Source organism: Paraburkholderia aromaticivorans, from assembly GCF_012689525.1.
GTDB classification, from domain to species: Bacteria; Pseudomonadota; Gammaproteobacteria; order Burkholderiales; family Burkholderiaceae; genus Paraburkholderia; species Paraburkholderia aromaticivorans_A.
In genome coordinates this window covers 141772-162914 of sequence record NZ_CP051514.1, presented here as the reverse complement: position 1 = coordinate 162914, position 21143 = coordinate 141772, and the positions used below count along the sequence as shown (strand labels likewise).

At 61.8% G+C, this 21143-nt stretch carries 19 protein-coding genes and 1 pseudogene; 4 read left to right on the top strand and 16 right to left on the bottom strand.

The genetic code is table 11. The features are described 5' to 3' along the window. The 3 genes from HF916_RS00735 (at nucleotide 1) to HF916_RS00725 (ending at nucleotide 3899) form a co-directional block, all read left to right on the top strand. Nucleotides 1-546: a cupin domain-containing protein gene (locus HF916_RS00735; RefSeq protein WP_168787447.1), complete on the top strand. Its 546-nt coding sequence runs from the start codon at nucleotides 1-3 to the stop codon at nucleotides 544-546. 559 nt (nucleotides 547-1105) lie between these two features. Next, a complete protein-coding gene (ccsB, locus tag HF916_RS00730) occupies nucleotides 1106-2296 on the top strand; it encodes a c-type cytochrome biogenesis protein CcsB (RefSeq protein ID WP_168787446.1) in 1191 nt (396 codons plus the stop codon). Between the two features lie 637 nt (nucleotides 2297-2933). Then, nucleotides 2934-3899, top strand: coding sequence for a c-type cytochrome (locus tag HF916_RS00725; RefSeq protein ID WP_168787445.1), 966 nt, complete (start codon nucleotides 2934-2936; stop codon nucleotides 3897-3899). A 192-nt stretch (nucleotides 3900-4091) separates the two neighbouring features. Here the strand turns inward: HF916_RS00725 and tnpA are convergent, their stop codons facing one another. Next, nucleotides 4092-4508 carry an IS200/IS605 family transposase gene (gene tnpA, locus HF916_RS00720; protein ID WP_168788925.1) on the bottom strand — a complete coding sequence of 139 codons (417 nt, stop codon included), beginning with the start codon at nucleotides 4506-4508 and terminating at the stop codon, nucleotides 4092-4094. 23 nt (nucleotides 4509-4531) lie between these two features. Between tnpA and HF916_RS00715 the strand changes: the two genes are divergently transcribed. Beyond that, on the top strand, nucleotides 4532-5737 hold the full coding sequence (locus HF916_RS00715) for an RNA-guided endonuclease InsQ/TnpB family protein (RefSeq protein ID WP_168787370.1): 1206 nt from the start codon (nucleotides 4532-4534) through the stop codon (nucleotides 5735-5737). A gap of 293 nt (nucleotides 5738-6030) precedes the next feature. Here HF916_RS00715 and HF916_RS00710 read toward each other — a convergent pair whose 3' ends face one another. From HF916_RS00710 to cydB, 15 genes and pseudogenes are all read right to left on the bottom strand, one after another. Further along, nucleotides 6031-6273, bottom strand: a complete 243-nt coding sequence (locus tag HF916_RS00710) for a DUF6429 family protein (RefSeq protein WP_168787444.1) — start codon at nucleotides 6271-6273, stop codon at nucleotides 6031-6033. Nucleotides 6274-6278: 5 nt separating this feature from the next. Next, a complete protein-coding gene (locus tag HF916_RS00705; RefSeq protein WP_168787443.1) occupies nucleotides 6279-7364 on the bottom strand; it encodes an IS630 family transposase in 1086 nt (361 codons plus the stop codon). A gap of 773 nt (nucleotides 7365-8137) precedes the next feature. Continuing rightward, the gene (locus HF916_RS00700) at nucleotides 8138-9610 is read right to left on the bottom strand and encodes an efflux transporter outer membrane subunit (RefSeq protein WP_168787442.1); all 1473 of its coding nucleotides are present in this window, start codon (nucleotides 9608-9610) and stop codon (nucleotides 8138-8140) included. After that, nucleotides 9607-10500: an efflux RND transporter periplasmic adaptor subunit gene (locus HF916_RS00695; protein WP_168787441.1), complete on the bottom strand. Its 894-nt coding sequence runs from the start codon at nucleotides 10498-10500 to the stop codon at nucleotides 9607-9609. Before HF916_RS00695 ends, HF916_RS00700 begins: the two co-directional genes overlap by 4 nt. Continuing rightward, nucleotides 10497-10706 (bottom strand): DUF1656 domain-containing protein, encoded by a 210-nt coding sequence (locus tag HF916_RS00690; RefSeq protein WP_168787440.1) that lies wholly within the window; start codon nucleotides 10704-10706, stop codon nucleotides 10497-10499. Before HF916_RS00690 ends, HF916_RS00695 begins: the two co-directional genes overlap by 4 nt. A gap of 22 nt (nucleotides 10707-10728) precedes the next feature. Continuing rightward, complete coding sequence (locus HF916_RS00685) at nucleotides 10729-12780, bottom strand: FUSC family protein (RefSeq protein ID WP_168787439.1); 2052 nt, start codon at nucleotides 12778-12780, stop codon at nucleotides 10729-10731. 6 nt (nucleotides 12781-12786) lie between these two features. Beyond that, nucleotides 12787-13239: a MarR family winged helix-turn-helix transcriptional regulator gene (locus HF916_RS00680; RefSeq protein WP_168787438.1), complete on the bottom strand. Its 453-nt coding sequence runs from the start codon at nucleotides 13237-13239 to the stop codon at nucleotides 12787-12789. Between the two features lie 144 nt (nucleotides 13240-13383). Then, nucleotides 13384-14559, bottom strand: a complete 1176-nt coding sequence (locus HF916_RS00675) for a porin (RefSeq protein ID WP_168787437.1) — start codon at nucleotides 14557-14559, stop codon at nucleotides 13384-13386. A 66-nt stretch (nucleotides 14560-14625) separates the two neighbouring features. Continuing rightward, nucleotides 14626-16059 carry a c-type cytochrome gene (locus tag HF916_RS00670; RefSeq protein ID WP_240975272.1) on the bottom strand — a complete coding sequence of 478 codons (1434 nt, stop codon included), beginning with the start codon at nucleotides 16057-16059 and terminating at the stop codon, nucleotides 14626-14628. A 14-nt stretch (nucleotides 16060-16073) separates the two neighbouring features. Continuing rightward, nucleotides 16074-17678, bottom strand: a complete 1605-nt coding sequence (locus tag HF916_RS00665; protein ID WP_168787436.1) for a GMC family oxidoreductase — start codon at nucleotides 17676-17678, stop codon at nucleotides 16074-16076. A gap of 10 nt (nucleotides 17679-17688) precedes the next feature. After that, nucleotides 17689-18183, bottom strand: coding sequence for a sorbitol dehydrogenase family protein (locus tag HF916_RS00660; RefSeq protein ID WP_168788932.1), 495 nt, complete (start codon nucleotides 18181-18183; stop codon nucleotides 17689-17691). A gap of 243 nt (nucleotides 18184-18426) precedes the next feature. Next, nucleotides 18427-19314, bottom strand: a pseudogene (locus HF916_RS00655) (NAD(P)/FAD-dependent oxidoreductase). A 99-nt stretch (nucleotides 19315-19413) separates the two neighbouring features. Continuing rightward, nucleotides 19414-19794: a BON domain-containing protein gene (locus HF916_RS00650; RefSeq protein ID WP_168787435.1), complete on the bottom strand. Its 381-nt coding sequence runs from the start codon at nucleotides 19792-19794 to the stop codon at nucleotides 19414-19416. Nucleotides 19795-19960: 166 nt separating this feature from the next. Then, nucleotides 19961-20125, bottom strand: a complete 165-nt coding sequence (locus HF916_RS00645) for a DUF2474 domain-containing protein (protein WP_240975271.1) — start codon at nucleotides 20123-20125, stop codon at nucleotides 19961-19963. Nucleotides 20126-20134: 9 nt separating this feature from the next. Then, nucleotides 20135-21142 carry a cytochrome d ubiquinol oxidase subunit II gene (cydB, locus tag HF916_RS00640; RefSeq protein ID WP_168787434.1) on the bottom strand — a complete coding sequence of 336 codons (1008 nt, stop codon included), beginning with the start codon at nucleotides 21140-21142 and terminating at the stop codon, nucleotides 20135-20137. Nucleotide 21143: the final 1 nt, after the last annotated feature.

Sequence of the window (21143 nt, the reverse complement as noted above, 5' to 3'; positions counted from 1 at the left end):
ATGCGCCAAAGATCCTTCATTTCACTCCATGTCACCGCACTTGTTCTGGCGGCAACGCTAGCGGCACCTATGTCGGCGCAAGCGCAAACCGATGCAACGGCGGCGGTGAAAATCCCGTACTGGAGCCAATGGACTGCGCCAGACGGACAGACTCACACGACCCAGTGCTATCTATCCAGACTCGAAAGCAAGCCGTTCTCCTCGACACCGCAATATATCCAACGTCTGCCGGGGGACGTGGACAGTCTGGTCTACACACAATTACCGGCGGGATGGGCTGGTAAGTGGCACATCAATCCGAAGCGTCAGTGGGTGGTGGTGCTGTCTGGCCAATACTATATGGAAACGAGTGATGGTAAAGGCGTCATCCTGAAAGCCGGGGACGTGTTTTTCGGTGGTGACCAGGGTGCCAAGGCAAGCCCGTCTGCCCCCGAAAAAGTCGGCCACACGTCTCGCGTAGTCGGCGATGCCCCCTCGAATCACGTAATTATCCAGCTAAAGGACGCGCCCGGCGGTAACCCGACTGGCATCGCCTGTCCTTTCTAGCGGACAACGCAGCTGCCTTTCCTGACAACCCCGCTTCGTCAAGCCCGCGGAAATTGCTGGAGCCAGGTCAAACGCGGAGAAGATGCCCGGAGTTGGTAAAGCTCCTTGCGCGATCGATGTGGATCGATTCCGGAGCGTTGAGGATCTGACCGACAGGGAAGCCAGAATCATTTGTGGGTGCTGGTAACGACGAGCGGTCTTTGGCACCCGATCGTGGGCTGACATGCGAATGCCATGGATGTTCATAGAATCGGGGGCTGGCGTTGGTTTTCGCTCGTGCGAGCGATACTGCATTGATAGGGGCTATGCTACGTACTGGACCTGGCATAGCGGCGCCGCCTCCTGTAGCTCGTCCCGCTGCCGGGGAATTTTGTGCAGACGACTAATGCGGTCGCAGCAGTCCGCTTTCTGCCTCACGGAACAAAACCGGAACCTTACAGTGCCTCTACCGGCTGTCCGACCCCGTAACGCGCGGACGCACCTCGTCTGGTACCAGACAGCCGTCGCCTGGACAAGGTGTACTCCAGACCCCGCTCTTCCACACTTAGCCAGGTGAATCATGGATTCTTTGCAACCTTCGAGACCGCTCAACCCCGGCGAGTCCTCGTTCCGAGACTTTGCCCCGGAGACCGAGCGCACGTTCTTCAGCCGTCTGAGCAGCTTCGACTGGCTGTTCACCCTCGCGATGGTCGCGGGCGCCGGGTTCGCGCTGTCGCGCTATCACCCGTTCATGAACTACTACGACAAACTGGTGCTCTGCTGCGCCGTGCCGGTTTTCGTGGTGCTCGGCTGGCGCTGGAAACCGGTGCGTCCGCTAATGGTGAGCATCGCGGCGCTGTCGCTGCTGGCCATCCAGATCTACCACGGCGATCTCAGCCGCGCCGATAACGCGTTCTTCCTCAAGTATTTTCTGTCGAGCCAGTCCGCGATTCTGTGGATGAGCGCGCTCTTCGTGTTCGCCACCGTGTTCTACTGGATCGGCCTGCTGTCGCGCTCGCCGACCGGCGCCGCGATCGGCTCGAAAATGACGTGGGCGGCGGTGGTCATGGGCTTTGTCGGCCTGATGGTGCGCTGGTACGAGTCGTACCTGATCGGCGCGGACGTCGGCCATATTCCCATCTCGAACCTTTACGAAGTGTTCGTGCTGTTCAGCCTGATCACCGCGCTCTTCTATCTGTACTACGAGCAGCACTACAACACCCGCGCGCTCGGCGCTTTCGTGCTGCTGGTGATCGGCGCGGCGGTCGGCTTCCTGATGTGGTACTCGGTGGCGCGCGACGCGCAGCAGATCCAGCCGCTGGTTCCGGCGCTGCAAAGCTGGTGGATGAAGATTCACGTGCCGGCGAACTTCATCGGCTATGGCAGCTTCGCTCTGTCGGCCATGGTGGGCGTCGCGTATCTGGTGAAAGAGCGCGGCGTGCTGGCCGATCGTCTGCCGGCGCTCGAAGTGCTCGACGATGTAATGTACAAGTCCATTGCCGTTGGTTTCGCGTTCTTCACGATTGCGACGATTCTCGGCGCGCTATGGGCTGCTGAAGCCTGGGGCGGCTACTGGAGCTGGGACCCGAAGGAAACGTGGGCGCTGATCGTCTGGCTGAACTATGCCGCGTGGCTGCACATGCGCCTGATGAAGGGTCTGCGCGGCACGGTCGCGGCATGGTGGGCGCTGACCGGTCTGCTGGTGACGACCTTTGCGTTTCTCGGCGTCAACATGTTCCTGTCGGGTCTGCATAGTTACGGCAAGCTGTGATCCGCACGGGCACGGTCAGGTTGCGGCGACGGTCGGATCAGATTGGCGCGGCTCGGTAGTTATCTCCTCGGACCTGCAAAACTCGGTTTGCGTGATGGGCGAAGGCGAAAGTGCGGGCGGTGCGCGTATGTCGCGTTAAAACTGTTACAGCCATTTGCCTCCCTCGTCCGTCGAGCGTAATCTGAACGGGGTAAGCACGCTGACAAAACCGTGCCATCCCAAGGCAGCCGAAGAAGTTCGACCCAATCGCCGGCTCGATCCGTTACGTATCAGCGTTCATTGGAGTTTGCCAATGAAACACTCAATCAACAGAATCGCCGCCGCCCTTCTGTGGTTAGGCGTACAGGGAACCGTGCACGCGCAGGCCTCCGGGGGGACAACAGCGCCCCCAGCGGGCCAAAGCGCGACCGGCGCGCAGGGCGTTACGACGTCCGCACCCGCGTCGGGCGTCAACCGCACAGGTCGGACCGTCCCCGACATATCAACTCACGCGGCCCACCAGAAAGCCTCGTCGGCCGTACCGGATCCTAACGACTCGAACAATGCTGCGACCAACGGACAACAGTAGGTTCGGACACGTTGGCGAGCGCGTGAATTGCCCGCTGCAATCACCTTGCCCGCCACAGAGGTGCACAAAATGAACACGCTCATCGGGGTACTGGCGCTAGCGCTGGCAGCCATTTTCTGTACGCCCGCAATGGCGTCGACAGGAGACAAGCCACCGGCCTGGGCTTACCCGGTGAATCCACCGGATTTCAAGCCGCGCGCCGAGGACGGCGTCCTGAGACACGTGCCCGATAGCAGGGCCGCATATTCGGTTACTCAACTGAGTGACCGGTTCATTGCGCCGGTCTGGCACCCCGAGGATCACCCGTCCATGCCGCCGATCGTTGCACGGGGTAGAAAGCCCCAGGTCTACGCCTGCGGCATGTGTCATCGTGAGAGCGGCTCAGGCGGTCCGGAAAGCGCCAGCCTTGCCGGGCTACCTGCGGATTACATCGTCCAGCAACTGGCGGATTTCAGGAGTGGCGCGAGAAAAAGTGCGGTGCCGAAAAGAAACGTCGATCTTATGGTGGCGCTCTCGAGACCTATCACCGAAGCAGAGGTGAACGAGGCTGCGGCCTATTTTTCGGCATTGAAGCCGAGGCCGAACATCAAGGTTATCGAGACCGCAACGGTTCCGAAGACCCATGTCGCCGGCATGTTCCTCGTCGCATCCCGAAACGGCGAGACCGAGCCGATCGGCCACCGCATCATCGAGGTGCCCGTACATCCCGAGCAGTTTGAAAATCGGGATCCGCGCGCACAGTTCATCGCGTACGTGCCGCCCGGTAGTATTGAAAAAGGCGAACGCCTGGTCAGAACCGGGGCAGCCGGCAAGACCCAGCAATGCGCGAGCTGTCATGGCCAGAATCTGAAAGGCGTCGGTAACATACCGTCGATCGCGGGCCGTTCACCTAGCTATATCGTGCGCCAGCTCTATGACATCCAGAGCCACGCACGCACCGGCCCAGCAGTGCAACCGATGAACGGGCCGGTGGCCGACCTGACCGCCGACGACATGGCGTCGATCGCCGCGTATCTCGCTTCCCTCAAGCCGTGAGCGCAATGCGCTTTCGACACGCGGCGCAAGCCTTCAATAGGCCTTCTTTGTCACGTCGGCATGCCCATTCGACGCCGCCCGCGGCATCTTCCTGCTGGCACTCCCTGCCTGCGTTGACCCGGAGCGCGGCAAGCCTCGTCCTTCCAGGGCGAGGAAGGATAGCGCGGGCGCCGAAGGCGTCCATTGCGGCCGTTAGTGTGGCGTTTGCTGTTGTTCAATGTACTGGCGGATGATCTCAATGGGCGCGCCGCCACAGCTTCCGGCGAAGTAGGACGGCGACCATAGCGCACCGCCCCACAGTTTGTGCCGGATGCTGGGGTAGTTTTTCTTGCGTATCACGCGACTGGAAACGCCTTTCAGGCTGTTCACCAACGCGGACACCGATACCTTGGGCGGATAGTTCACCAGCAGGTGTACGTGATCATCCTCGCCGTCGAACTCAACGAGCTCCGCCTCAAAATCCGTGCACACGCTCGCGAAGAGTCCGCGCATATGGTCCAGGATCTGTTTCGTGAAGACGCCACGCCTATACTTTGTCACAAAGACCAAATGGACATGCATCAAGAATACGCAGTGGCGGCCGCGTCGAATATCGTGGTCAGGAGTCATGGACCAATAGTTTACTTTCACGCATGGAACGCCTGCAAGCCTACAAATTCGAACTGATTCCCACCGGCGAGCAGACGCGCAAGATGCGCCGCTTCGCCGGCGCGTGCCGGTTCGTCTATAACAAGGCGTTGGCGTTGCAGCAGGAGCGCTATGCGGCCGGCGAGAAGAAGCTCGGCTATCCTGGCCTGTGCAAGCTGCTCACCGGGTGGCGCAACAGCGCGCAAACGCCCTGGCTTGCCGATGCGCCCGCGCATCCATCGCAGCAGGCGCTAAAAGATCTCGAGCGCGCCTATACGAATTTCTTCGAGAAGCGGGCAGCCTTTCCGCGTTTCAAGCGCAAGGGCATCGGGGATAGCTTCCGGTTCCCGGACCCGAAACAGGTCAAACTCGAGCAGGGCAACAGCCGTCTGTTTCTGCCAAAGCTCGGCTACATCCGCTACCGCAAGAGTCGGTCCGTGCTCGGCGAGGTGCGCAATGTCACGGTCAGCCAGTCTGGCGGGAAGTGGTTCGCCAGCATCCAGACGCAGCGCGAAGTCGACGTACCATTGCCGACTGCCACAAGCGCGATCGGCATAGACGTCGGAATCGCACGCTTCGCCACGTTGAGCGATGGCTCGCACGTCGCCGCGCTCAACAGCTTCAGGAAGCACGAGCAGCGCCTCGCCAGGTACCAGCGGCACATGGCGCGCAAGAAGAAATTCAGCCGTAACTGGAAGAAAACGAAGGCCCGCGTGCAGAAGATTCACACTGACATCGCGAACGCCCGCAAAGACTTCCTGCACAAAGCTTCTGCAACGATCAGCAAAAACCACGCGCTCGTATGTATCGAAGACCTGCAGGTGCTCAACCTGGGCAAGTCGGCAAGGGGCAGCATTGAGGCGCCGGGCAAGAAGGTCCGGGCAAAGGCCGGGCTCAATAAGTCTATTCCCGACCAGGGCTGGCGCGAATTCCGGCGCCAACCCGAGTACAAGACGGCCTGGTCCGGCGGCCTGCTGCTCGCGGTACCGGCGCACAACACGAGCCGCACGTGCCCGTGCTGCGCACACGTCGCGAGGGAGAACCGGAAGACTCAAGCCCGGTTCGCGTGTGTGTCGTGCGGATACGGGAATCACGCCGACGTGGTCGGTGCAATCAATATTTTAGAGCGCGGACAGCGCTCGTTAGCCTGTGCTGATTCTTCGCCTGAGGTAAGGGCGTCGTGGCAGGAACCCGCCGAAGCGACTACGTAGCGCATCACGTAGCGCAGTAGAATCCTCCCCCTTCCCGGCCTTCGGCCGGCAAGCGTCAGCGAGAGGGGGAGGAGGATGTCAATTACCACTGGTGCCAGACGGGTTTGCCTGCACACCGGGCGATACGGTCCCCGTTGCTCCCTGGCCTGAGCCGTCCATCTCCTGCGAGGTGTCAGGCGGCGCATTGTTGCCGCCCTGGCTTTGCGCGTTCGCTCCCGGAGAAAACAAGGCGACCAGTATTGCCGCAAAGGGATATAACTTCACCTAGCGTGGTGAATTAGAAGTTCGTTACATTAGTTGTTTGTGCGGTCCGGGATAACGAAATGCTGCTTGAATAGCCGCTCGGACTCACGTAACCCTTCCTCGGTAAAGACCACCGACTTCGTCTTGTTGACCGGGTCGCAGATGAAGCCCTTTTCGTAAAGGCGATTCAGCACGTCCCAGTCGACGCCCTTCCACGCGCGGTAATGATCGTGCAGGGTCAGGTAGAGAAGCGCCAGGGTGACTTCGTCGATCGCGTCGGTATTGATGTTCATGGCACTCATCCCGCGACCTTCTGAACGCGCATACAAAACCGCTCGAGGCTGGCCGGAATCTCGTCGGCCGACTTGCTCCAGATGAACGGCTGGGGATTGGCCTTATAGACGTCCAGATAATGCCGGATTGCATCTTCGAGCTGGCGTGTCGAACGATGCGTGCCGCGACGAAGGTACCGTTCGGTTAGCGTGGCGAACCAGCGTTCGACCTGATTGAGCCACGACGCCGACGTGGGTGTGAAGTGAACCTTGAAGCGAGGATGACGAACGAACCACGCCTTGATCGAGGGAGTCTTGTGCGTGTCGTAATTGTCCATCACCAGATGCACATCCAGGTGGGGCGGCACGCTGGATTCGATGGTGCGCAGGAAGCGCAGGAATTCGCTGCTGCGATGGCGCCGGTGCACCTCGCCGATCACTTCACCGGTGACGATGTCCAGCGCCGCAAATAGCGTGGTCGTACCGTGCCGCATGTAGTCGTGAGTGCGTCGCTCGGGAATGCCTGGGGCTAACGGCAATATGGGCTGCGTGCGGTCCAATGCCTGTATCTGGCTCTTCTCGTCAACGCACAGCACCATCGCCTTTAGCGGCGGATCCAGGTACAGGCCGACAATATCGCGCACCTTGTCGACGAACAACGGATCGCTAGAGCGCTTAAACGTCTCCTGCCGATGCGGCTGCAGTCCGAAGGCTCGCCAGATACGCGACACCGCCGTCTGCGAGAGCTTCATCTCGCGGGCCATCGTGCGCGTGCTCCAGTGCGTCGCCCCGGCAGGCACGGACTCAAGCGTCTTCGCAATAACCGCGTCGACATGCGTGTCGTCGATTGTCCGGGGTGCACCGGGGCGTGGCGCGTCAAGCAGTCCGTCCACACGGTCTGCGACAAATCGCGCGCGCCATTTAGAGACAGTTTGCTGCGTAAGCTGCAGTTTCGCCGCGACCGTCTTGTTGTCCATCCCTTCGGCACAGGCCAGCACGATGCGCGCTCGCAACGCCAACGCCTGTGCTGTCTTCCGCCGCATCATCAGCGCCTTCAGTTGCTTGAATTCCGATTCGCTCAGTACGAGTTCCCGTTTGGGCCGTCCGCTCATCGCCGCCTCCTCGTATCTGTGCCACACATAGCACTTTAGTACGCGGCGAAAATAATTCAATGAATTTGTAACTCACTACACCAGCCTTTTAGACGGTTCTCCGGAGGTCGGCTGATGCCGCGGTGGCCGCACGCATCTCGCGTGACGTCCGCCGGTGAAGCACACCGTTTCATCACGGCGCGGCGCAGTAACAGCAGAGACCGCTCAGCGCTGCCTCGCTACGCTGCCCGGCTGGTTTTCGCAGGACCCGTGCCGTCCAGTACGGTGCGGCACAGCATGCCCGTCTAGTTGCTTTTGCCCGCTGTATCATCCCGGCCAGGCGCCGGCGCATTCAGCGTGGAGGAGCCCTTACCCGTCGATTGCTGCGGGTCGGTCGAATGTCCGGCCTGACCCGCCGGTGCGTGGGTACCTGTCACAGCTGCCGCACTACTCGCGGAATGCGCGGAGGATGCGCCGGCAGGGATGGCCTTGCCGGTACTCTGGCCGAACGCGTTCGCGATCGGCGCTGCCAGAACCATCACAACGACTATGCTGCACTGAAAACTCTTCACGACGCGCTCCCAATGATTGAAAGGTTGCCCATGCGGTGCATGCTGCGACCTAATGCCTGTTGCCTGTGCTGCCCGATCCCGTTCGCAGTGACATATGTCACTGCCGCCGGCAACCGGGTTAGTAGTGCTGCGCAAATTCCACACCCGGGCAAATCCCGGCCGCGCTCCTGGGCCGTGGACGCGCGGGATCGACGCGTGCGATCACCTCGCCCCGGCACGTTGTCAACGCGGGCCAGCGCTTTTCGTCGCAGACACCTCACTGTCGCGGTTCCATCCGCCCCCCAGAGCCAGAAAGAGATTGACCTGGTCCCCAGCCACCAAACCTTCCGCCTCCGCGACCTGCGCTTCGACGGTAGTCAATGTGCGGGAAGCGTCGAGGTCCGACAGAAACGAATCGCGCCCTGCAATATAAAGCCGATGGGTTTCGTTGGCCGAGCGGGCCGCGGAGGTGCGAGCGCCCTCGAGGGACCGCAGGCGCGTGAGGTCTGCAGCATAGGTGGACAGGGTCGTGCGGGTCTCGCGCAGCGCGTTCAGCACCACGCCGTCGAAGCGGGCGAGTTCCGCCTGGGCGCCCGCCTGCGCTTCCTGCACGCGTTGGCGCGCGCCGTGGGCCGGAAAGTTCCAGCTGATCAACGGTCCGAAGCCCCAGCGCTGCGTAGCCGGCGAACCAAGATCTGCCATAGCCCCGGTCAGTCCGGCCGATGCGCCAAAGCTGACAGAAGGATAGAGTTCGCCGGTGGCAACACCGATGCGTGCCGTGGCGGCAGCGAGCCGCCGTTCGGCCTCACGTATGTCGGGTCGCCGTTTCAGCAGGGCAGCGCCGTCACCCACGGGCAGGCTCCGGCGAATCCGTGGTGTCCTGTCACACGCCCGCACAGCCGCGGGTAGCGCTTCTGGCGCAATGGCCAATAACATCGCCAGACGGTACTGTGCCGCCTGCTGGCGTGCCTCAAAACGTGGAATCTCCGCGCTCACCGTCTGAACCTGCGTCTGCGAACGCGTGACATCCGGCTGGTTGCCGCGACCCGCGAGCCGCAGCCTTTCCGTCAATCGTGTGCTCTGTTGCTGCAACGCTAGCGAGTGGCGGGCGATGTTCGCATCATCCGCGGCCGAACAGCTTTCTATGTAGGCACGCGCGACATCGGCGACGATCGTGATGCGCGCCACGTCCGCCGCCGCCTCGACGCTTTCGTCTTCCGCACGCGCGGCTTCAATGCCGCGCCGCAACGTACCGAACAGGTCGAACTGGTAGGAGACGGATATCCCGAAGTCGCCGATGTTCGTCACCGGTACTTTCTCCGTCAGCAGGAAAGCTTCCCCCGATACCTGGGCGCGCTGGACCGATGCGGACGCGCTACCGCCGAAGCCGATCGCCGCCTGTGCCTCACTCACTTCCGCCCGTGAGCGCGCGAGATTCGCTGCGGCGACACGCAGATCCGTATTCGAGCGCAACGCCGAGGTGACCAGGTCGTTCAGCACGGGATCGTCGTACAGATGCCACCACGCGGCCGGCACCGGCGCGTCGGAGATCCCGCTGCCATGCGCGCCGGTCAGTTGTCCTTGCGCGTCCGGCGTATTGAGCGCGGCGGCAGCAGGCAGCCGGTAGTTGGGGCCGACCGGCGCACAGGCTGCCACGCATAGTGCAAACAACGCGGAGAGCGCCGATAGTGTAGTCAGGGGATGCTGGTTTTTCATCGCCCGTCGCCATGGGCTCGATCGTCTGGCTGGTCAATCGATACGGTGGCCGTCCGGCCGGCAATCATGAGAAAGCCAGCCGGCACATCATCGAGCGCGATGCTGACCGGAATGCGCTGCGCGAGACGCACCCAGCTGAATGCGGGATTCACATCGGGCAACAGGTTGCGGCCCTGGTCGCGGTCGCGGTCTTCAATACCCGCCGCGATGCTGCGCACGTGACCATGCAGGACAATGGTCTCACCCATCAGCTCGATGGTGGCCTTTTGCCCGAGCCCGATGTGACGAAGCTTGGTTTCCTCAAAATAACCGTCCACGTGAAATGACGTGGTATCGACCACCGATAGTACCGGGCGCCCCGCCGTCACGAATTCACCCAGGCGTGGCGCCCGGTCATTCAGATATCCATCCACCGGACTGACGATCACGGTACGGTCCAGGTTCAGCTGGGCCACGCCGATCGCAACATGGGCTTCATCGAGTGAAGCCTGCGCCTGCTGCATTTTTGTCAGACTTTCTTCGAGCGTCTCGTGAGCCACCAGTTCGCCAAGGTTACGGTTGCGCCCATATTCACGCCGCGCCTGCGCGAGGGTGGCGTCGCGTTGCCCGGCAGTTGCCTTCGCTTCCTGCAGCGCCAATGCGTAGCGCGCCTGATCGATGACGAACAGCACCTGCCCATGCGTGACAGGCTCATTGTCGGTAACGGTCACGCTGGTGATCAGCCCCGACACGTCCGGCGCCACCTGCACGACGTCCGCACGAACGCGGCCGTCACGCGTCCATGGTGAAAACATGTAGTAGCTGACCACGTGCCATAGCACCGCTGCCGCGACCAGCACCACGATCACGGTCAGCAGGATCTGCGCGAAGGAGAACAGGGATTTCCTCATTTCCCGACCCATCGGGACGCGGATACAACCGCGCCAAGCACCATCACGTACAGGCCCAGGTCGAGCAGCGAACGGTGCCATACGAGCCGGTAAAAGCCGGTTCGGACAAGCACCCTGCGCAGCACGATAAAGACGCACCAGGAAACGAACATCAATCCTGCCACCGCAGGCACGAATACACCGACGATATCGATATCCTTGAACACGATCGCCTCCGCAGGCCGGGCGCTAGGTAGACCGTGACGCGGACGCCGCCGCGATTACGGAGACGAAACGGGCCGGAAACAGCGACAGTTTCAGACCGACCAGGAAATGCACCGGATCACGCGAATAACGGGCGATGTCAGGCGAAGCTGCATAGGCAAACGCCGCTTCGATCCTGGGCAGCAAGGTCTCAGGAACCGGCACACGCCTACGGGCCTGCACACAGTTCACAAAGTGGGCGTGCAGGCCTTCGAGCACGTCCTCGACGAGCTGCATGCCGTCGGCGCGCATGCGGCCGAGATGCACGCGCAGATCGAGTGCATTGAGGCCGGCTCGCAGTTCGCGAAAGCTATCCACCGAAGGGCGTTGATTGTCTTCCGCGGCCGCAACACGCGGCTGCAACTGCATGGTCCGGTCCAGCATCCTTGAGGCGAGTTCCCGAGGGTGCAAATCCGCGGCGGGGGAGGCTGCCGCCGCCACATCCGACCAGCCTGAAACGGTCAGGCGTCTCACTGACATCTCTGCGCCGAACGGACGCGTCACACGCATCCACTGATACGCCAGGAAAAGACCTATCGGTCCGGCAATATTGCCGTTCATGAAAGTCAGAAAGTCGGCGTCGTACGCATCCTGAAGGCTCACGAACGAAGCGACATTGATCGCAATGGTCATGGCTGCCGCATTGAACCGCGGCTGCGCCATCAACGTGCCAGCGCTGACAAACGGGATGGCCAGCAGCAGGATCAGCATCGGGAAATCATGCACGAGCGGCAGGATCGCGAATAGATAGACACCGGCAATCACGACGCTCACCGAGGTCCAGGCAAACATGCCGAAGACCTTTGGCGCAGGCTCATCGAGCGAAGCAAAGAGACTGCACGCGACGGCCACCATCGACACCATCCCTGCGCCGTACTGCCAGCCGGACAGGATCCACAGCGCGCAGGCAAAGAAGATGGCGAGCACGGCAGAGCCCGCCTGGAAAACCATCAGGCCACGATCGAAATACGGCGTGGAACCGCCCAGACGCCAGTGTAGAAAACGCGGCTGCCAGGCCGGCGCGCGTGGATCGGCCCACGTCTGCCGCAGGGTGCAGCAGTCCTGCCAAAGGTCGATCAACTGCCGAAGGCGCCAGAGAATGACTGACTGCAGCGCGGGGGACCATTGCGCCAGCGAATCGACCGGCGGCTCGAGCCGGACCAGTTCCGCGCGCAGTTCGTCGGCTGTCGCACCCGACAGCCCCTCTTCCCAAGTCCCGATCCATGCGCCAGTCCGCGCGATCAGCGCATCGAGCTGTGGGCTCCAGGCCTGCGGCAAGCCACGTAGCGCGAGGATCGGATCCACCAGTGCGGAACTGACGGGCAACAGCACGGCCATTCTCCCCCGCAATGCCCGGGCGTTTTCCAGCACGACAGGCGACACGTCGTCGTAGGTGAGCTGGCTCAGTGTCACCTCGAGGCCGTTGACCGTTGCGGCCAGCCGTTGCCTTCGGGCGGACACATCTTTGCCGGTAGGCTGCCCCATCAGATAGGCCCGCGCGGTGGCAGCCGCGTCCCGGAACCACCCGGTGGTGTTTTCCGCGAGCACCGGCGCAATCCTGCTTGGAAATAACGACCCGCTAAACACACTGGCGCACAGGATGCCCAGCAGGATTTCTTCGCTGCGCGCGACAGCCACATCGAAAATGCGCTCGGGCGTCGCGATGGTGGGAAGCGCAATCAGCGGCAACGAGTAGCCCGCGAGCAGAAAGACGTAGGCCCGCGCGGTGCGATCCGATATGCCGAGAAACAGCAGAGTGCCGGTCCAGATAGACGCGATCAGGCTGAAAAGCAGCGGCGTCTGTACAAAAGGTGGCACGAACGCCACGGCGGCGGTGGCGCCCAGCAACGTGCCAGCCGCGCGGTACAACGCCTTCGAGCGGGTCGCCCCCAGCAGCGGACTCGAGACGATATAGACGCTGGACATCGCCCAGTACGGGCGAGGCAACGCAAAAAAGAACGCGAGGTACAGCGCGACGGTCGCAGCACCAAAGGTCTTCAAGGAAAACAGCCAGTCGCGACCCGATGGCCAGTTCATCTGATATCACCCCGCTTCGCCAGACCCACGCCCCATTCCGGCAGCCGCCTCCAGGACGCGCATCGCGGCTTCAAGCTCCGCCCGGCTGCAACCGATGAAGGTGTCGGCTTCCAGCACGATCAGCGCATTCCTGGCCGCCTCAGCCGTCTCGACACCCTTGTGGGTCAGAAATAGAACTTTCGCCCGATGGTCGGCTTCATCAGAGGTCCGGTCGACCAGGCCCGCTGCGCAGAGCCGATCAAGCGTACGGACGAGCGCCGACGTTCCAAGCCCCAGATGTTCGGCAACCGTAACCAGATGGATGCCGTCGCCCAGACTGGCGATCATCAGCAGGGGCGCCGCTGTGGCGCCAGACAGTCCGTACCGCATAAGTACCGCGTCGCTGATCCGGCGCCAGTTCACAGCTGCCGGCACCAGCACGGTGCAAATCGTGAAACGCAGTTCGTTCAGACTCGCCATGATCCGCACCCGTGCCTTCCGCGAACAGTCCATCCTCAAGTCCTGCACCCAGGCCTTCATAAAGATGGCGATTCTGATCAGAAGAACGCCACGTCTGGTAGCAGGCCATACAGCCGGGGCGTGAAGTCGCTTTCCTGTGGCGGCCTAGAAGCTGACCGCTAAACCAAGTAGCACCGCAATCTGGTTCGCCGTCGACGAAGGCGTCGCATTCTCGAGGTCGCCAACAGCGGGCCGCGCATCGATAATGCCGGCTCCGGCGGCCGCCAACGTACGTCCGCTGGCATGCTGCCAGACTTGCAACGCGTAGACTGTGGTGCGCTTGGAGAGGTGATACGCTTCCTTGAGCGACACCTGATGGTACTTCGCCGGATCATCGATACCGTTCGCCGACGACGCGCGCGTGTAGCTGTAGCCTCCTGCGACGTCGAACACCTGGCCGACGGCATAGCGGACTACCGCTCCGTAGGTATTAAACACGGCCGTGTCGGTGAACAACGAGTTGTTACCCGGGTGGAACTGCACATTCGAATAATTCAGACCGAACAACATGCTGCCGAGCGTGTAATTGGCTGCCGCAGCGATATGTTGCACCGAACTGGCCGACACGTAGCCGGAGTTGATCGCGGAGACGCCATATGATGCGCTTGCGTTAGGTGACAGGCCGCCCGTTGCCCCGGTGTTATGCATCAACAGGTAGCCAACCCCGACAGCAAGCGGTCCCGCATCATAACGGCCCGCTGCGCTGATGGTGCTGCCGCTTTGCCAGCTGCCGGGCACCCCTCCGAATCCGTACATGCCGCTGATCCTGAAACCGTAGAAGGTCGGCGACGTGTACACCGCTGAACTGTTCGCCCGTATGGTCGTGTCCAGTCCGTCCAGATCCCCGGGATGCGCCCCGGTCGCGCCTGTCAGATAGGCAACCGGTCCGAGCGGCCCCACAAACTGGTAGTACGGTGTGTACTGGCGGCCGAACGTCAGTGTGCCGAACTGTCTGTCCTGCAGGCCGACAAAAGCCTGGCGGTTGAAGGCGAGCCCCGAAGACGACTGAGCGCCACTGTTCGGATCAAATCCTTCCTGCAGATCGAAGATCGCAGCGAGCCCTCCGCCCAGGTCCTCGGACCCTCGAAAGCCGAAGCGCGACGAATACAGGTTGCCCTGCCGCAGATACACGTTGGAATGACCCAGCTGGTTATTCACGTAGGTAATGGCGTCGTCGACCACGCCATACAGCGTCACGCTGCTTTGTGCAAACACGGGCAATGCTGCTGACACTGCCAGCATTGCACCGATGACCTTGATGCGCGACTGTATCGAACTCATGCTGGCTTCCTCCACTCGACGGGTTTGTTTCAATCAGTTTTTTACAATGACAGTACGAATCTGATGTCAGGCTGTGCGTACGTGTCTGCGCGAACGACGTACGACAAGCAGCACAACAATGCCGATGACAATGAGCGCCGCGATGACGATTCCCGCCCGCGCGAGCCCCACCAGCGAAGACGATTCCCCGCCGGCGCGCAGCGTCCTGACCTGCTCGACGGTGACCGTCGCATTGGCATTGCCGTACTGTTTGAGCAGATAGCTGCCCAGCGTGGCGATCTGCTGGTCAGTAAGCAGGTCTGAAAATCCCGGCATCAGCATGTCAGGGGTGTCCGCCTGACGATGCACGCCATCGAGCATCACCATCACGAGGTTATTCGTGTTGGTGCGGCCCAGCGCCGTGTTATGAAACAGCGACGGCAGTCCGCCGTCGCTCGCCCCCTGGCCCTTCGCCTGATGGCAAGTTGCGCAGTAGCCGTCGTATAGCTGCGCGCCGCTGAGCTGGTTCGCGTCCGCTGGCCATGCCACCCCGCGCACGTCCTCCAGATCGCTGACCGGCTTGCCCCACGTGCCCGGCGGTTGCGTGTCCGCCGCCTGATGAATCGCCGGCACCGTCTTCAGGTACACCGCCATCGCCTTCAGGTCCGCGTCGTTCAGATGCCGCAGGCTGTTGTCTACCGCCTCGGCCATCGGGCCGGCCGCCTGTGCCTTGTCAATCGCGTGACCCGTGCGCATATAGCTCGCCAGATCCGCCTCGCTCCACGCCCCCACGCCGCTATTGGCGTCCGACGTGATGTTCGGTGCAACCCACGTCCCCACTGCCCCGCCGGCCAGGTCCTGCGAACTCTCCTCTGCCATCAGCGCGTTGCGCGGACTGTGGCACGTGCTACAGTGCGCGAGCCCCTTCACCAGATACGCCCCGCGATTCCACTCCGCGCTCTTCGTCGGATCCGCCTCGAACGGCTTCGTATCCAGAAACAGCATGTTCCATCCCGCCATCGACAGCCGGATATTGAACGGGAACGGTAGCGACGTCGCGGGCGCGGCGTCATCCACCGGCGTCACGCCCTGCATGAAGTACGCATACAGCGCCTTCATGTCGTCGTCGGTGATCTGCGCATACGAGGTGTACGGCATGGCCGGATACAGGTGCGCGCCGTCGGCACGGATGCCCTTGCGCACCGCATCGGAGAAGTCCGCATACGTATAGTTGCCGATACCAGCCGTCTTCGACGGCGTGATGTTCGTCGAGATGATCTTGCCCAGCGGCGTCGCCAGCGGCAGGCCACCCGCAAACGGCTTGCCCTGGGGAGCCGTGTGGCAGGCCACGCAGTCGCCCGCGGTGGCGAGATACTGGCCGCGTTTGAGCTGCGCCGCGGTGTCGGCGCTGGTCGGATCCGCTGCATGCGCGGTTTCGCACATCGCCGCCAGCCCCGTCAACGCGGTCAGCACGCACAGCGCAAGCCGGCCCCAGAAGTACACCCGTTCGATCGGTTTCATGGCGAGCCGCTCCTTCAGGTCGTCGTCGCGTGGATGTGCTCGGCCGTGCGCAGGCCCAGCGCCACACCCGTGAGCGTCGAGTTCACCGTGGCCGCTGTGGGCATCACGCCGGTGCTGGCGATGAACAGGTTCTCGTGATCGTGCGTTCGCCCGAACGCGTCCACCACCGAATCCTTCGGATCGTTGCCCATGCTCATTGTCCCGGTGATGTGCTGGTTGTTCGCGTATTGCCGGTCAGGGGTATAGCGCAGGTTCGTGCCGCCCATCAGCTCGGCGATTTTCGCGAAGTGCTCCTTGCCCATCGCCGCGCCCCGGTGCAGATAGTCGTCCAGCGAGTAATGAACCTCCGGCTTGGGCAAGCCCAGCGCATCCTTCTGGGAACTGAGCGTCACCCGGTTCTCAGGATTGGGCAGCACCTCGAGCACCGTCTTCACGTTCATCTGGCGCGCTGCGCGGTAGCGCAGCTGCTTTTCCAGTTCCGCGCCGTACACGCCCGCCGCAATCAGGTCCTCGGTGGCAGAGCGCACCTGCGAGATGTTCGTGAAGTCCAGACGGAACGCCGCAGACTGTGAGCGGAATGCCCCATCGCGTAATGTATTGATGGACGACGGACTCTGCGGACCGCGACCTAGCCACACGTCCTCATCCGTGTCGAACGTCAGCGAGCTGCTCGGGTGATCCATCAGATGGCGGCCCACCATCCCGGAGCTGTTGGCCAGACCGTTCGGGTATTTGTCGCTTGCCGACATCAGCAGCAGCTTCGGACTCTCGATGCCGTTCGCCGCCAGCACGAAGATCTTGCCCGTCACCCGGTGTGTGCCCTTGTCCGGATCGTAGTAGTGAACCGCCATGATCCTGCCGCTCGCATCGTGCTCGATGCGGTACACGACCGCGTTGGGCAGCACCTTCGCGCCTGCCTTCTCGGCCGCCTGCACCGCAATGCCGCCCGTGTACTGCGCATCGATCGGACAGATCGGCTGGCAGTTGTTGTTGCCGCAACAGGCCGGGCGGCCGTCGTAGTTGCGACTGTTGCGCGCTGTCGTGTTGGTGACCACCTGATAGCCACCGGCGGCCAGACGCTCCCGCACCCGGCGCATCGCCCACGGCTCGATCACCGGCTCCATCGGGAACGGCTTGACGCGGGGCGAGCCGGTGTTCGGCGCACCCGACACCCCCATTTTGACTTCCCCTTCGTAATAGAACGGCTCGAGATCCTCGTAGCTGACCGGCCAGTCCTTGCCTACGCCGTATAGTGTCTTGAGCCGCAGATCATTCGGAAGTACACGCCATGCGTGCGCAGCCCAGTGCCACGTCGTGCCGCCCACCACGCGAAGATACTCGGCCGGATACGGATACGGGCCTGCCTGTACCAGATAACCATTGTCCTTTGGGTGGTAGATTGGCTGCGGCGCCCAGGCCGTGCCCGGATAGTACGGCGCCACCCAGTCGCCCTTGCGTGGCGAATTGCGGTAGTTGGCCGTGATCTGGCCGCGATCGATGCGCGGACCCGCTTCGAGAATCAGAACCGAACGCCCTTGCCTCACCAGCCTCTCAGCCACGAGCGCCCCACAGATGCCAGAACCGATCACTACGACGTCGGCCGAATCCTGTTGTGCCATATGCTTCTCCTCAGACCGGTTGCGTTGCCCAGCTGCCATACACGCCGTATGAGTAACTCGGCGGCTTGAGCTTGTCGGCCGTTATCACATTCAGCAGGTTCGTCTCGAACGCGATGCATCTGGCCCGCTCACCTTCGCCGACGATGCCCGTGTACCACGCCGTCACGATCCGCCTCGGCACCGGTGCAAGTGCCGATTTCTCCGCGTCCAGCATCTGCTGAAGCTGCATCGGATCGGCCTTGTGGTCGTTGATGTAGGCCAGCAGCCGCTGGTGCTGCTCGCCGAAGCCGCCGTCATCGGCAGTCAGTGCCCTGTACAGCCGCCCTGCCAGCATTGCATCAAGCGATGCCTGTCCTGTCAGGAGCTTCGATATCTGCACGAAACTGTCCGGCGCAGTCGCAACTGATCCCGCTGGTTGGGACTGGGCAGCCGCCCACGGGACAAACGATGCGACATAGGACGCCAGCACGGCCCCCAGAAGCGTGCGCCTCTGCCGGCTTGGCATCGGATTGTCCCTGAAAGAAGCAGTCGGTCTTTTCATATTCACCCACCTGGTGTCGACAGTGGTACAGCACTAGTATTGGCATGTGAAGCCGCCATCATCACCGCGCCTTCAAGAAATTCACTTCCTGTGAATGACTGGCCAATCCTGCATGGTGACTACATCCACAATTTGCTATGCATTCCTACCCGAACGGCCTGTTGCATCTTCCGTCTCCTTCAGAATAGTCGCCCCTGACATCGATGGTTAGTGCAATTTCAGCCTCGGTTCCGTGCCCCGTCCGACGCGATCTCTCACGATGAGCAGTCCTGTTCGTAGGACGCCATAGAGCGCGACCTGGTGCATGCGATAGAGCGAGATATAGAACACTCTCGCGAGCCAGCCCTCGACCTTGACACTACCCAACAGGCTGCCCATCAGGGTTGCCCACCGCGCTACAGCGGGACAGCGATACCAGTGAACCATAGTCGTGGTAGCGATACTCCGGTAAGCGACCTTTGCCCTCCACACACAGTTTCAGCGACTTCGCCAGCAGCGATGCCTGCTGATGTGCCGCCTGCGCACGAGGCGGCACATTCCTGCCGTCACCGGCGGGACAGGCCGCACAGTCGCCCAGCGCAAATATGTTGTCGTCCAGCGTCGCCTGAAGCGTCGGACGCACCACAAGCTGGTTGATAGGGTTGCTCTCAAGCCCGTCGATCTCCTTGAGAAACGTAGGAGCCCGGATCCCGGCTGATGCTGCGCTGCGCCCGCCGTACCGAAATCATTCGTCCGGCTCCCCACCGCGATCACCAGGCTGTCGTAACCGAGCGTTCGCGCGGGCACCACCTCGGAGCCGCCCTCACCTGGCGTTGCCGAAATCTGGATCAGCCGCTGTTCGCGGTCGAGCCCGCGCAGCCGTCCGATCTGGAATTCGAAGTGATTCCACTTCGCCTGCGCAATGTAGTTCGGTTCGTTTGCCGCCATATCCAGCGAGACTGCTGCCACTTCGTGCAGCAGGGGCTTCCAGATGTGCGTCAGATGTGCATCGACGAGTGTGATCTGCGCCTGGCCGCGTCGGCCCAGCGTACGTCCAAGGCGCGTGACCAGTTCCAAGCCGCCTGCTCCGCCACCGACGACGACGACACGGTGCAACGTCATGAGCACCCCGAACCGATAAGCGAGGTCATCTAACATGCGCGCCGGAAACATGCCGGCGACGCCGACTAACTCCGATGCGACCTGAAGCAGATGCTAATTCCCTTTCATTTTCACCGTAAGGTCGTTCCTCACCCCTGTCACACCGGACACGCCCCCGACAACCTCAGCTGCCCTGCTGATCTGATCTGACGACGGGACGGTGCCCGTCAGGGCAACCCGGCCATGTCTGACCAGCACGACAATATGGGACATGTCCAGGCCTTTGGTATGTGCAAGCGCATGACGCACTTTTTTTGCCAACTGACGGTCAGAGGCTTTCGACGGCATCGCATGCGATGACGAAGCCATCGGCATCGATGCCGCCTCGCCGGACATGCCAGCTACAGGCTCTGACGTCTGCGCATGAACCGGGGCCGACATCGCCATCACCACAACTACGCCGCCCAACACCCTGGGTACATTCAGTCGTTTCATTGCAGTTCTCCCTTTTTATACACATCAACAGTTACGTATCACGCATTTGTACCCAGCGATCGGTAAGCTTCTCGCCGTCGCCGTTCGTCTTCCCTGTTCAACCCGCGCAGCGCGCTCAACTCGATGCAGATCAGCTCCCATTGTCCGAATTCCTGTTGGGCAATACTCAGTGCGTCTTCAATCCTGCTGCGGCCATGCCCAGACGAATGATTTCGACCACCACGCCGAGCGACAGGACGCTCGCCAGCCAGATGCCGCCCAGCCACGCTAGACGCTTCAATAGCGGTTGCGCCTGTTGCGTCTCACTCTTTCCGGACATCGTTCGCGACATGCCCGCCTCTCAGTGATAACCTTCGCCGACTTTCACCTTGCCCCTGAAGACGTAATAGCTCCAGGCCGAGTATCCCAGGATAAACGGCAGAATGAACAGGGCGCCAACCAGCGAAAATCCCTGGCTCTGCGGCGGTGAAGCCGCGTCCCAGATAGACACCGACGGCGGAATGATATTGGGCCAGAGGCTGATGCCCAGCCCGCTATAGCCCAGAAAAACGACCAGCAAAGTCAACAGGAATGGCGTGGCGGTCGCCCGTCGGGCGAGCGCTCGCAGCACGGCGAAGAATCCAAGCAGCACCAGAACCGGCACCGGGAGGAAGAACACCAGATTGGGCATGCTGAACCAGCGGCGCGCGATCTCAGGATGGGAAAGCGGTGTCCACACGCTGACAAGAATGATGACCACGAGCAGCGCACAGGCCAGATAGAACGCAAGACCGTGCATGTGTTCCTGCAGTCGCCCTTCTGTCTTCATGATCAGCCAGGTACATCCGAGTTGCGCATACGCCACGACCAGCGCCAGACCGCAAAAGAGGGGGAATGGGCTGAACCAGTCCAGTGAGCCGCCAGCATAGCTATGGTCAACTACCGGTAATCCGTTGATGAACGCACCCAGCACGACGCCTTGAAAGAACGTCGCCACCAGCGAACCGCCGATGAAGGACTTGTCCCAGATGTGTCGCCTGTGCTCCGTCGCCTTGAAGCGGAATTCGAATGCCACGCCGCGGAAGATCAGGCCCATTAGCATGAAAATGATCGGCAGATAGAGCGCGCTGAGCACGACTGAATAGGCCAGAGGGAATGCGCCGAAGAGTCCGGCACCGCCGAGCACCAGCCAGGTCTCATTACCATCCCACACCGGCGCGACTGTGTTCATCATCACGTCGCGCTCTTCCTTGTCCCGGACAAAGAAGAACAGCAACCCGATACCAAGATCGAAACCATCCATGACCACGTACATCATCACGCCAAAGACGATGATGACTGCCCAGATAAGGGAAGTATCGATGCCCATT